The organism is Variovorax sp. PCZ-1 (genome assembly GCF_018413605.1).
Lineage (GTDB): Bacteria > Pseudomonadota > Gammaproteobacteria > Burkholderiales > Burkholderiaceae_C > JANMDU01.
On the sequence record NZ_JAHCDN010000001.1, the window covers coordinates 1,015,819 to 1,027,853 of the forward strand.

8 protein-coding genes are annotated in these 12,035 nt (G+C 54.6%); 7 read left to right on the forward strand and 1 reads right to left on the reverse strand.

Going from position 1 to position 12,035, the window contains the following annotated elements:
- The first annotated feature begins 42 nt into the window (after positions 1-42).
- Genes KIH26_RS04985 through KIH26_RS05015 form a run of 7 tightly spaced genes read left to right on the forward strand, consistent with a single transcriptional unit; the run spans position 43 to position 9,022 of the window.
- A complete protein-coding gene (locus KIH26_RS04985; RefSeq protein ID WP_213443053.1) occupies positions 43-1,092 on the forward strand; it encodes a type IV toxin-antitoxin system AbiEi family antitoxin in 1,050 nt (349 codons plus the stop codon).
- Entirely contained in the window at positions 1,070-1,912 is an 843-nt protein-coding gene (locus KIH26_RS04990) for a nucleotidyl transferase AbiEii/AbiGii toxin family protein (RefSeq protein WP_213443055.1), read from the forward strand. Before KIH26_RS04985 ends, KIH26_RS04990 begins: the two co-directional genes overlap by 23 nt.
- Before the next feature lie 4 nt (positions 1,913-1,916).
- The gene (locus tag KIH26_RS04995; RefSeq protein WP_213443057.1) at positions 1,917-3,401 is read left to right on the forward strand and encodes a type I restriction-modification system subunit M; all 1,485 of its coding nucleotides are present in this window, start codon (positions 1,917-1,919) and stop codon (positions 3,399-3,401) included.
- A 25-nt stretch (positions 3,402-3,426) separates the two neighbouring features.
- Positions 3,427-5,262, forward strand: coding sequence for an extracellular solute-binding protein (locus KIH26_RS05000; protein WP_213443058.1), 1,836 nt, complete (start codon positions 3,427-3,429; stop codon positions 5,260-5,262).
- Positions 5,263-6,297 carry a microcin C ABC transporter permease YejB gene (locus KIH26_RS05005; RefSeq protein ID WP_213443060.1) on the forward strand — a complete coding sequence of 345 codons (1,035 nt, stop codon included), beginning with the start codon at positions 5,263-5,265 and terminating at the stop codon, positions 6,295-6,297.
- Positions 6,294-7,394: an ABC transporter permease gene (locus tag KIH26_RS05010; RefSeq protein ID WP_213443062.1), complete on the forward strand. Its 1,101-nt coding sequence runs from the start codon at positions 6,294-6,296 to the stop codon at positions 7,392-7,394. Before KIH26_RS05005 ends, KIH26_RS05010 begins: the two co-directional genes overlap by 4 nt.
- The gene (locus KIH26_RS05015; RefSeq protein ID WP_213443063.1) at positions 7,391-9,022 is read left to right on the forward strand and encodes an ABC transporter ATP-binding protein; all 1,632 of its coding nucleotides are present in this window, start codon (positions 7,391-7,393) and stop codon (positions 9,020-9,022) included. Before KIH26_RS05010 ends, KIH26_RS05015 begins: the two co-directional genes overlap by 4 nt.
- Positions 9,023-9,143: 121 nt before the next feature.
- On the opposite strand, the gene KIH26_RS05020 is transcribed toward KIH26_RS05015, so the two are convergent.
- Positions 9,144-12,032 (reverse strand): M16 family metallopeptidase, encoded by a 2,889-nt coding sequence (locus KIH26_RS05020; RefSeq protein WP_213443064.1) that lies wholly within the window; start codon positions 12,030-12,032, stop codon positions 9,144-9,146.
- Positions 12,033-12,035: the final 3 nt, after the last annotated feature.

Consider the following 12,035-nt stretch of genomic DNA (forward strand, 5'->3'; position numbering starts at 1 on the left):
GTTTTGTCCAATAATCGTGGACAATGCGTTTAAATGGACAAAATGCCTGTCATTCAAGAAGCGCACTTGCTGAACGCGGCCGTAGAGGCTCTGCGTGGCTTGGGGCTGGAGGCAAAGGCTCAAGCGGCTGCGAATGAGAGCGATCTGTTGGGGGCCGACGGCCTGGCCACGATTGGCATGCATCCCAAGCAGCAGCAATATGCGGTTGTGGTCAAGCGCCAGTTGCGGCCTGCCAATCTGGGGGTGACTTTGCTCCAGCTGGATCGGCATGCCGCACAGCATGGCCTGCCGAGCCTGCTGGTGGCAGACTACATCACACCAGAAATAGCCGAGACTCTGCACAAGCAGGGGCGCGAGTTTGTTGATGCAGCGGGCAATGCCTTTATCCGCCAGCCGGGCACACTGATTTACGTGACAGGGCGCAAACAAGTGCTTAAAACCGAAGCGCCGCAAATTGGCCGCGCTTTTCAGCCGACGGGTTTGCAAGTGATTTTTGCGCTGCTATGCCATCCAGAATGGATCAATCTGCCTTACCGAGAGTTGGCTGCCCGTGCGGGCGTGGCGCATGGCACGGTGGGCTGGGTGATGCCGGATTTGCAGCAGCAGGGCTTTATCACGGAGATCAAAGGTAAGCGGGGCACGCGCCGGCTGAATGAGGGCGAGCGGCTGCTGGCGCTGTGGGTGGATGCGTATGCGCGCCAGCTTCGCCCGCGCCTAGCGCTAGGGCGCTATTTCGTGCAGACGATAGACGACTGGCACGATTGGCCGCTGGCGGCGCATGCTGCGCAATGGGGCGGCGAGCCTGCCGGGGCGCTGCTCACGCAGTATCTCAAGCCAGCGGAGCTGACGCTTTACGCCGAGAAGCTGCCCGGCTTGCTGGCTGGCAAATACAAATTCCGACAAGAAGCTGATGCGCAGCATCGGGATGCCGTGGAGGTTCGCAGGCGGTTTTGGGATTTTCCTGGCGAGCAGGCGCAGGCTTGCGTGCCGCCCGTGCTGGTGTATGCCGATTTGCTGGCCACAGGTGATGCGCGTTGTATTGAAACAGCCAAGCGGCTGTATGAAGAACATGTTGTTCAACTTTTCCAATAAGCCCGATCTGCAGCCGCTCGCAGATGTGGTGCGGCCTTTTCAGGAAGCCGCCGCCAAACTGGATGCGCCGCTTTTTCTGATGGGCGCAGCGGCGCGTGATGTGATGCTGCTGCATGCCTATGGCATCAAGACGGAGCGCCTCACGCAAGATATGGACTTTGGTGTGATGGTCAAGGATTGGGCTGCTTTTGCTGCGCTGCGCGAGGCGCTGATCTCGGGCGGCCAATTTGAGGCGCGATCCAAAGAAGCGACTCACAAGCTCTGGCATCGCTCAGGCAGGCCACTGGATATCGTGCCGTTTGGCGGCGTAGAAAAGCCCGATCGCACCTTGGCTTGGCCGCCGGGCGAGGAAACGATTTTTGATTGCTTTGGTATGCGCGAGGCTATGCAGTCTGGCCATGAGGTGCGCTTGCCGCGCGATGTGAGCTTGATCGTGCCCAGCTTGCCCGCATTGGCTTTGCTCAAAATCACGGCTTGGCAAGACCGCAAACTCACGCATCCTGGGCGCGATGCAGGAGATTTGATGCTCTATTTGCGCCGCTATCTCGATTGCGATCAATACGATCATGCGGCCCAAAATTACCCAGAATTGTTTGAGGCGGCTGATTACGAGCACGAGGTCACGAGTGCGCGATTGCTCGGACGCGATCTAAGGCCATTGCTCAGCGCTGAAGCCGCCGAAAGAGTATTGGCGATCATGCTGCCAGAAACTGACGCCAGCGGTGTGCGTTTGCTGGCAACGCAATCGCGCTTGGAAATCGGAGCAGCCACCAAAATCATTGCTGGCTTGTGCGAAGGCCTTCAACACACCATAAGATGACACGATGAACACCAACACACTCGTCCAGAAACTCTGGAATTACTGCAACGTGCTGCGCGACGATGGCATGAGCTATGGCGACTACGTGGAGCAGCTCACTTATTTGCTCTTCCTCAAAATGGCCGATGAGCGCTCGCAGCCGCCGCATAACCAAGCGAGTATCGTGCCCGCTATTTACGCATGGCCTTCGCTTTTAGACAAAGACGGCGATGAGCTGTTTGACCACTACCGCCACGCGCTAGAAAAGCTGGGCCAAGAGAAGGGCACGCTGGGCCTGATCTTTGGTAAGGCGCAAAACAAGTTTCAAGACCCAGCCAAGCTACGCCGCGTGATTGTGGATTTGATTGGCGCCGAGACTTGGACGATTTTGGGTGCCGATGTGAAGGGCGATGCCTACGAGGGCTTGCTAGAGAAAAACGCGCAAGACACCAAGAGCGGGGCAGGGCAATACTTCACGCCCCGCGCTTTGATCGCCGCCATGGTGGACTGCATGGCGCCGCAGCCGGGCGAGACGATTTGCGACCCAGCCTGCGGCACAGGCGGCTTTTTATTCACAGCACACAACTACATCACCTCTCACAACAAAAGCCTCACCCGTGATCAGCTCAAGCACTTGAAGGAGAAGGCTTTCACGGGCTATGAGCTGGTGCAGGCTACAGCACGGGTGTGCGCGATGAACATGATGCTGCATGGCATTGGCTCAGAAAAATCGGTGCCGGTGATCGTGGGCGATGCGCTGGTGGCCGATCCCGGAGAGCGCTTTTCGCTGGTGTTGGCTAATCCACCTTTTGGCAAAAAGAGCAGCACCGTGATCGTGGGCGAAGACGGCCGCTCCAGCACAGAGAAAGACATCATTGAGCGCGATGATTTTTGGGCGACGACCTCCAACAAGCAGCTCAATTTTGTGCAGCACATCAAAACGCTGTTGGAGACGAATGGCCGGGCGGCGGTGGTCTTGCCCGATAACGTGCTCTTCGAAGGCGGCGCGGGCGAAACGATTCGCCGCAAGCTGCTGCATGAATGCGATCTGCATACCCTGCTGCGCTTGCCCACGGGCTTGTTTTATGCTCAGGGCGTGAAGGCGAATGTACTTTTCTTTGAGAAAAAAGAAGCCAGCAAAACGCCTTGGACAAAGCAGCTTTGGATTTATGACCTGCGCACCAATATGCACTTCACGCTCAAGACCAGCCCGATGCAGCGCGGTGATTTGGATGAGTTTGTGCAGCTTTACAACGTGGCCAACCGTCGCAAGCGGCAAGCAACGTGGTCGCCAGAAAACCCATTGGGCCGTTGGCGCGGTTACAGCTATGACGAGCTGATGGCGCGAGACAAGGCAAGCTTGGATATTTTTTGGCTTAAAGACGACAGCTTGGCAGACAGCGACAACCTGCCACCGCCAGAGGTGATTGCGCAAGAAATTGTGGAAGACCTGCAAGCCGCCTTGGAGCAATTCAAGCTCATTGCTGGGGATTTACAGGAGACGGCTTGAGCTAGTATTGCGGCACAATGAAAGCATGATCCGCTTCGGCCTAGCCTGCCTTTTTGCTGCTTTTTCGCTGCCCGCTGCTGCAGGGCATGCCTATTCGCTATGGGGCGACATCAAATACCCGTCTGGTTTTACGCATTTTGATTATGTGAACCCCAATGCGCCCAAGGGCGGGGAGCTGGTGGCGGTGAGTAATTTGCGGGTGAGCACCTTTGACAAATACAACCCTTTCACGATTCGGGGCACGGCGCCGGCTTATTTGGATGCTTTGCTGTTTGAAAGCCTGCTTGCGGGCGCGATGGATGAGCCGGGCACGGGCTATGGGCTACTGGCTGAGGATGTGACTGTTGCTCCTGATGGTTTGAGCGCGGTATTCAAGTTGCGCACAGCTGCAAAGTTTCACAATGGCAAACCTGTGCTTGCCCTTGATGTGAAACACAGCTTTGAGGTGCTGACGAGCAAATTCGTGAGGCCGGCGTATCGCTCCTTGCTAGAAGATGTGTCGGGTGTGGATGTGCTAGATGAGCGCACCGTGCGTTTTAATTTCAAAAAGAAAAATCGAGAGTTGCCGCTCACCGTGGGCGGTATCCCGATCTTCAGCCGTGATTGGGGGCTGGAGAAAGACGGTAAACGCAAGCCGTTTGATCAAGTGGTGATGGATATACCGATTGGCAGCGGTGCTTACAAAATCGGCAAAGTCAATTTTGGCAAAGATATCACCTATGAGCGCGATACTGGCTATTGGGGAAAAGATATCAATGTGAATCGCGGTAGTCATAATTTCGACAAAATCACGATCAAAATTTACAAAGACAATACGGCACGCTTGGAAGGCCTCAAAGCCGGTGAGTTTGATTTCATGCAATCACACTCTGCGAGCGAGTGGGTCAGGCGCGTGAACGGTAAACGCTTCGATCAAGGCCTTCTGACAAAACGAGAATTCAAACACAACTTGCCGACTGGTTTTCAGAGCTATGTGCTCAACACACGCAAACCAAAATTGCAAGATGTGCGAGTACGCGAAGCAATCAGTCTGGCCCTAGATTTCAACTGGCTCAACGCGAGACTGGCCTACCATCAGCTTGAACGGGTCAATGGTTTATTTGGCAACACAGATTGCCATGCAAAGGGGTTACCTGATGAAGCGCAGTTGAAATTGCTGGAGCCGTGGCGCAGCAAAATACCTCCTTCTGCGTTTGGACTAATGACTCAGCCTGCCAACTCTGGCGCCAAAGAGCCAAATCCAGCGGAGCTAAGAGCGAATTTGAAACGTGCGGTCGCTTTGCTTAAGGAAGCTGGTTGGGAGGTCAAAGACGGTGTCATGCGCAACGCTAAAGGAGAGCCTTTGGCATTGGAGTACTTGGATAGCTCAGAAGGAGGTTTGCGTTCGCACACCACTTTATTTCGTAATCTTGAGCGTATTGGCATACAGATCAAACCGCGTATTGTGGACTTTGCGCTTTATCAGAATCGCTTGCAAAAATTTGATTACGACTTCATCACCTTGGCCTATCCAGGCACGCAAAATCCTGGTCAAGAGTATGTAGAAATGTTTGGCAGCAAAGAAGCAGATACGCCTAGTGGGCAAAATTACACAGGCATGAAGAATCCTGCTGTTGATGAGCTGATTTCTAAGATGGTGTCGGCTCAATCGAAAGCAGAATTACTGCCTGTCTGCCGAGCACTTGAGCGCGTGATTGCACACAGCCATGTCTTGATTCCACAATGGACGAGCGGCCAACATAATTTGGCCTATGCAGGTCGAAAATTGGCTTTCAAGGAGCCGATGCCGCCTTATGCCAAAGCAGACGCATGGCTGATTGATACTTGGTGGGCTAAGCCAGCGAGCGGGGAGGGCAAATAAATGCTGGCCTATATTCTCAAGCGATTGCTGCTGATGATTCCTACGCTGTTTGGCGTGCTGCTGCTCACCTTTGTGGTGATTCAGTTCGTGCCCGGTGGCCCTGTAGAGCAGTACATGGCTGAAGCGCGAGCGGCCAAGGCTGGGGGCTCAGAAGGTGCAGCATTTGGTTTTGAATACCGAGGTGACAAAGGTGTGGATGCCAAGCGTCTGGCGGAGATCAAGGCTTTGTATGGCTTTGACAAGAGTGCACCAGAGCGCTTTTGGATCATGCTCAAGCAATATCTCACGTTTGATTTGGGCAAAAGCTTTTTTCAAAATAAGCCGGTATGGGATTTGATCAAAGAGAAATTGCCAGTTTCGATTTCGCTGGGGCTGTGGACATTTTTTCTCACGTATTTGATTTCAATCCCGCTGGGCATCAAAAAAGCCGTGCGCGCAGGCAGTGGTTTTGATTTGTGGACGACCCTGATTGTGCTGATCGGTTATGCGATTCCAGGCTTCGTACTTGGGGTGTTTTTGCTCGTGGTATTTGGCGGGCAATTGCAATGGTTTCCGCTGCGAGGATTGACTTCAAGCAACTGGGAAACCCTGTCGCTCGGTGCAAAAATCGTGGATTACCTCTGGCACATCGCCATGCCTGTGACGGCGATGGTGGTTGGCAGTTTTGCCACGGTGACGATGCTCACGAAGAATTCATTTCTGGAAGAGATTCGTAAACAATACGTGATCACGGCGCGAGCTAAAGGCCTCTCTGAATCGCGTGTGCTTTATGGGCATGTGTTTCGCAATGCGATGCTGCAAATCGTAGCGGGCATTCCCGGGGCATTTATTGGCGCTTTTTTTGCCGGCTCCTTGCTCATAGAAACTTTGTTTTCGCTGGATGGCTTGGGGCTGCTCGGTTATGAGGCAGTGATTCGGCGAGACTATCCGGTGGTGCTGGGCACGCTGTATCTGTTCACGCTGATTGGGTTGGTGGTGAAGTTGATCTCTGATTTGAGCTACGTCCTAATCGATCCAAGGGTGAAGTTCGAATGAATACCACCTCAACCGTTCGGGCTGAGCTTGTCGAAGCCTTGCCAAGCCCTTCGACAAGCTCAGCCCGAAGGGAGAGTGCATCCCCTTCCAAACGCGCATGGCTTCGCTTCAAACGCAATCGTTTGGGCTATTGGAGTTTGATCATTTTGGTGGCGATCTTCTTGCTCAGTCTTGTTGCAGAAATCGTGTCCAATGACAAGCCTTTAGTTGCGCGCTACAACGGACAATGGCTTTTTCCTATGGTGCAAAACGTGCCTGAAACTGCCATTGGCGGAGATTTTCAGACGAATGCGGATTTCCTCGATCCCTTCGTAAAAGAGCAGTTCGCGAAAGACGGCAATTTTGCGCTGATGCCAATCAATCCTTATCACCACAGCACGCTGAATTACTACGCTAAAGCGCCCAACCCCGCGCCTCCATCTTGGGACAACTGGCTGGGCACGGATGACCGTGGCCGAGATGTCGCAGCGCGCTTACTTTATGGTTTCCGCGTCAGCATGTTGTTCGCACTGGCGCTCACCGTGATCGGCGTGGTGCTTGGCATCATCACAGGTGCAATACAGGGCTACTTTGCAGGCAAGACGGATCTGTTTTTTCAGCGTTTCATTGAAATTTGGGGCTCGATGCCAGAGCTGTATTTGCTGATCATTTTTGCTGCAGTGTTTGAGCCGAGCGTACTGTTGCTGGTCGTGTTACTCAGCATGTTTGGATGGATGGGATTATCCGACTACGTGCGAGCGGAGTTTTTACGAAATCGGCAAATGGATTACGTGCGATCAGCACGAGCGCTGGGGGCGAGTCATTGGCAAATCATCTCGCGGCATGTGCTGCCCAACAGCCTGACGCCGGTGATCACTTTCTTACCCTTCCGCATGAGCGGTGCGATTTTGGCGCTCACTTCGCTGGATTTTTTGGGGCTGGGCGTGCCGCCTGGCACACCATCTTTAGGCGAGATGCTTGCAATTGGGAAAAACAGCATTGATGCTTGGTGGATCAGCTTGGCGACGTTTGCTGTATTGGTGATCACATTGCTGCTACTGACTTTCATGGGCGATGCTTTGCGCGATGCGCTTGACCCGAGAAAGGCGGATGTATGAGCGCCTTGCTAGAGGTCAAAGATTTGAAGGTGTCTTTCGGCGGCAAAGAAGTCGTCAAAGGCATCCATTTTTCTATCAACGCGGGAGAGAAACTCGCTCTGGTTGGCGGATCGGGTTCGGGTAAATCGGTCACTGCACTGAGCCTACTGCGCCTCGCACTGAACGCCAAAATCAGTGGCCAAGCCTTATTCGATGGGCGCGACACGCTAGCTATTTCAGAGCAAGAACTCGAAGGCTTGCGTGGCGACGATATTGCCATGATCTTCCAAGAGCCGATGACGGCGCTCAATCCTTTGATGACGATTGGGCGGCAAATTGCTGAAATCATCGAGCTGAAAAAGGGCGCCTCAAAGCAAGAGGCGCACAACAGAGCGATTGAATTACTGATCGAAGTAGGCATTCCTGAGCCCGAGCGCCGCGCGGCGCAATTTCCGCATCAGCTCTCAGGCGGTCAGCGCCAGCGCGCGATGATCGCCATGGCTTTGTCTTGCAACCCCAAGCTGCTGCTGGCTGATGAACCCACCACCGCGCTGGATGTGACGCTTCGTTTGCAAATCTTGAATCTCATCGGTGAGCTGCAAAAAACGCGCAATATGGCTGTGCTGCTGATCACGCATGATTTGAATTTGGTGCGCAAGTTTGCAGACCGCATCGCGGTGATGGAAAAAGGGCATGTGGTGGAGCAGGGCAGCGTGAGCGAGGTGCTGGCCCATCCGCAGCATGCTTATACGCAGCGCTTGCTGGCAAGCAAACCTGTGCGCGATGTTTTGCCTGCTCAGGCAGAGGCTGCGCCCATGATCAAAGCCGAGAAGCTGCGCATCACCTATCCGAAACCTCTGGGCGGTTTCAAAGGCTGGTTTAAAAAGGGTGAGTTCATCGCCGTGCATGAAGCCAGCTTGAATTTGGGACGTGGCCAGACCTTGGGCATCATCGGTGAATCTGGCTCTGGCAAATCCACGATGGCGTTGGCGCTGTTGGGTTTGTTACCCGCTACAAGCACGCATGGGCAGATTTTTTATAAGAGAAAAGAGCATATTGCCGGCTACGATTCTGCGCAGAGTGCTACTGAAAATATAGCATCCATGAAGTTTGACACTCCACTGCGCCAATCGCTTCAAGTGGTGTTTCAAGACCCCTATTCATCGCTTTCGCCGCGCATGACGATCGAAGAAATCGTGGGCGAAGGTTTGCGCATTCATGAGCCTTCTCTGAGTGCTGCTCAGCGCCAAGTTCGCGTGCTCGCTGCTTTGCAGGAAGTAGGGTTGGATGAGACTCAATTCCCCGGATTGCTGCAGCGCTATCCGCACGAATTCTCAGGCGGTCAGCGACAGCGCATTGCGATTGCTCGCGCCTTGATCGTGAATCCGCAAACCATCATTCTGGATGAGCCCACCAGCGCACTGGATGTGACGATCCAGCAGCAGGTTCTGACGCTCTTACAAAAGCTGCAACGAGAGCGTGGTTTGAGCTATCTCATCATCACGCACGATGTCGATGTGATCCGTGCGATGGCGCATGAGGTGCTGGTGATGAAAGACGGCTTGGTGGTGGAGCAGGGCAGTGTGGATACTATGCTGCTCAAGCCGCAGCAGGAATATACAAAGTTGTTGGTTGCTGCCTCGGTATAAAGCTTAGCGTTCGATGCTTATTTTTGAACGCAGAAAGCGCAAAAGAAAAATAATTTCTTTGAATTTCTTTTCTGCGCTTTCTGCGTAACTTTTGCGTCTTCTGCGTTCAAATTTTCAGAATTCAAAAAGTCCCAGCCACCACTTCCCGCAGTAGCGACACATCTAAATACTTCTTCAAAGCCGCATTCACCGAAGCCGCATCTAGCTTCTCATACTTCGCATCAAACTCCTTGTTCGCATCCAAAGCGCGATCTTCACGCAGGTTAAAGGCAATGGTGTCAATCGCGTTCGCAGGCTGCGTCAGACGATCTTTTCGGCGCGCGAGGATGGCGGATTTGGCAAAGCCTACTTCGAGGAAGCTGTAGCCTTTTTCCCGAGTTTGCACCAGCACTTCGCGGATGGCAGTGCGCAGGCGATCCAGGTTTTGCGGGGCAAAGCTGGCATTGATATTGATGGAGGCGGCATTGCCATCCCAAGGCGCATCAAGCGAGGAGCCTACGCCGTAAGAGATGCCTTCTTGCTCTCGCACGCGCTGCCACAGACCCAGGCGAGACATCATCTCGATACCTGCCAAGAGTGCAGGAAAATCGGGGTGGCGCTGGTCGAGCGGGAAGGCGATGCGGGCGGTGTAGGTGGCGTTGGCTTTCTCGGGCACCTGGAGTTTGCTGAACGCCTCGCCAACAGGCGCAGCATGCTCGGAAGCCCAGCGCACATGAGGCTCTTTGCTCGCCCAATCGCCCCAGAGGTTTTGCAGCATGGCTTGAACTGGCGCGAGCTCCAAAGGCCCAGCGAGTACGAACTCGCCAAATTGTGCGCCTGCAAAGCGCTGCCAATAGGCTTTGAGTTGCGCTGCGGTGGCTTCACGGGTTTGGCGCTCGGTATCCTCGATCAGGCGCACTTCGCGTGGATCGCCAGCTTTGTAATGAGCGCGGTGGTTGCGCTCAAGCAGATTACCGGCGACGTTGTTCGGATTACTTTTGATAGGCTGATATGCAGCGATCATGGCGCGTTGGTTGCGCTCAAATACATCGTTGGCGAAGGCGGGGCGGCGCAGCAATTCGTTCAGAAAGCTCAGCACAGCCGCTGTATTCTGTACAGGAAATTCGAGATTCGCTGAGAGGAAACCTGCCGAACTGGAGAAACGGATACTGCTGTCGAGTTTCTGCAAATAGGCTTGAATTTGCTGAGCATCCATGGCAGGTTGATCGCCTGAAGCTGCCATGCCATCAGGGATCATGGCGCCCAACATGGAGGCGAGCACCGACGTGCCGCGTACGGATTCCAGCGTGCCCCAGCGCAGGCGCAGCGTGCCTTGCACGCGATCGTCTTTGGCTACCCGCGTCATCACGGCCACTTTGAGACCGGGCTGGCCTGCAACGGTCAAGCGGCTTTGCTTGGTATGCTGCACCATGGCTTCCGGTGTGATGGTGAAGCTGGGCGCATCCTTCTTAACAGGGATGCTCGGAAGATCTTTGTTTTGAGTGTCTTTTAAGGCTATAGCCGGCGCAGAATCTGCGCGAGATGCTACATAATTGAGAGCGCCTGTGATCATTCGATCAATGCTGGCAGTATCGGGCGAACGTGTGAGCGGGGCGCGTGCTTGTGTGCTGCCAGAGGCCAGTGGCAAAAAGAGGCCGCTGGTTCGGTTGCTAGGGAGAAGATAAGTGGCTGCGATTTTGTGTACTTCATCCAGCGTGATTTGCGCCAGCATCTCGCGCTGGCTCCACAGAAGTCGCCAGTCGCCTCGTGCCACGGCTTCGCTGAGTGACATGGCCATGGCTTCGCTGTTGCGAAACATGGCGCGTTGACCTGCCAGAAGGCTGCCGCGTGCTGTCTCTAGCTCTTGTGCTGTGGGGCGATACGTCTCCATCACTTTGGCTAATGCCGCGCTGGATGCTTGTGCTTTGGCTTCGTATTGCGCATCGGTATCTGTGGCTTTGCGCTCTGGCAAACCAATGCCCGCCCAGATTTGCGAAGGCTCGCGATTGCCGCCGTAATAGGCCCATTCGGTCACGGCCAGTTGCTGCAGAGTGAGAGCTTTGGCTAGTGGCCCGCCTTCTTGGCCAATGGTTGTTGCGAGCAGCCATGCCGCTAAGCCTTCGCGCGTGGGGCCGGCGGGGCCATGGTAGGCCACCACTGAGCTGGCCAGGCCGCCGGTGCGGCGCAGAATCACTTGCTTCTCGCCTTCTTGCGGCGGCTCGACGCTGTAAGTGGTGGGCAGGGGCGCGGTGGGTTTGGCGATGCTGCCAAATTCGCGAGCGATGCGGCTTTTGACTTCGTCGGGATTGAAATCGCCAGCGACGATCAGCGTGGCGTTATCGGGGCGGTAATGAAGTTTGTAGAAAGCCATCAATCGCTCATGCGGCACGTTTTCAATATCAGCGCGTGTACCAATCACGGGATGGCCATAACCATGCGTGGTGTAGGCAGCACTTCGCATGCGATCACCCAATATGCGGCCACTATCGTTGTCACCACGCTCAAATTCGTTGCGCACCACCGTCATCTCGCTCTTCAAATCCTCGGGCGTGAAGCGCGCTTGCGTCATCATCGCGGCGAGCCAGCCGATCATGAAATCTAGGCGTTCGGGCAGTTTGCCGTCATCCGTCACGAAATGGGCGAAGTAATTGGTTCGATCGAAATGCGTTGTTCCATTGGAGCGCATGCCTAGCAAATCCATTCGGGTCTTGGCATCGTTGTATTTCGGCGGCGTGCCAGGGCCACTGGGCTTGAAGAGCATGTGCTCGAGCAAATGCGCTGAGCCATATTCGCCCAAGCCTTCGTGCCTTGAGCCCACGCGGTAGGTGATGTTCACGCTCATGGCGGGGCGCTGAGTGTCTCTGAGCAGCAGCACTTGCAGGCCATTGGGCAGTTTGTATTCGCGCACATCACCCAGCTGGCGAACGAAGCTTAAGGTGGTGCTTGCAGGGCTAGATGCCGTTTGTGCGGTCACAAAGGAGGCGGTGAACAAGCTCAAGGAGGCTAAAAGACCAGAGATGATTTTTTTCATAGG

What these genes read in the sequence shown, in the direction of transcription:
- KIH26_RS04985 (WP_213443053.1), top strand. Translation starts at nt 43, where the DNA reads ATGCCTGTCATTCAAGAAGCGCACTTGCTGAACGCGGCCGTAGAGGCT.
- KIH26_RS04990 (WP_213443055.1), top strand. Translation starts at nt 1,070, where the DNA reads ATGTTGTTCAACTTTTCCAATAAGCCCGATCTGCAGCCGCTCGCAGAT.
- KIH26_RS04995 (WP_213443057.1), top strand. Translation starts at nt 1,917, where the DNA reads ATGAACACCAACACACTCGTCCAGAAACTCTGGAATTACTGCAACGTG.
- KIH26_RS05000 (WP_213443058.1), top strand. Translation starts at nt 3,427, where the DNA reads ATGATCCGCTTCGGCCTAGCCTGCCTTTTTGCTGCTTTTTCGCTGCCC.
- KIH26_RS05005 (WP_213443060.1), top strand. Translation starts at nt 5,263, where the DNA reads ATGCTGGCCTATATTCTCAAGCGATTGCTGCTGATGATTCCTACGCTG.
- KIH26_RS05010 (WP_213443062.1), top strand. Translation starts at nt 6,294, where the DNA reads ATGAATACCACCTCAACCGTTCGGGCTGAGCTTGTCGAAGCCTTGCCA.
- KIH26_RS05015 (WP_213443063.1), top strand. Translation starts at nt 7,391, where the DNA reads ATGAGCGCCTTGCTAGAGGTCAAAGATTTGAAGGTGTCTTTCGGCGGC.
- KIH26_RS05020 (WP_213443064.1), bottom strand. Translation starts at nt 12,032, where the DNA reads ATGAAAAAAATCATCTCTGGTCTTTTAGCCTCCTTGAGCTTGTTCACC.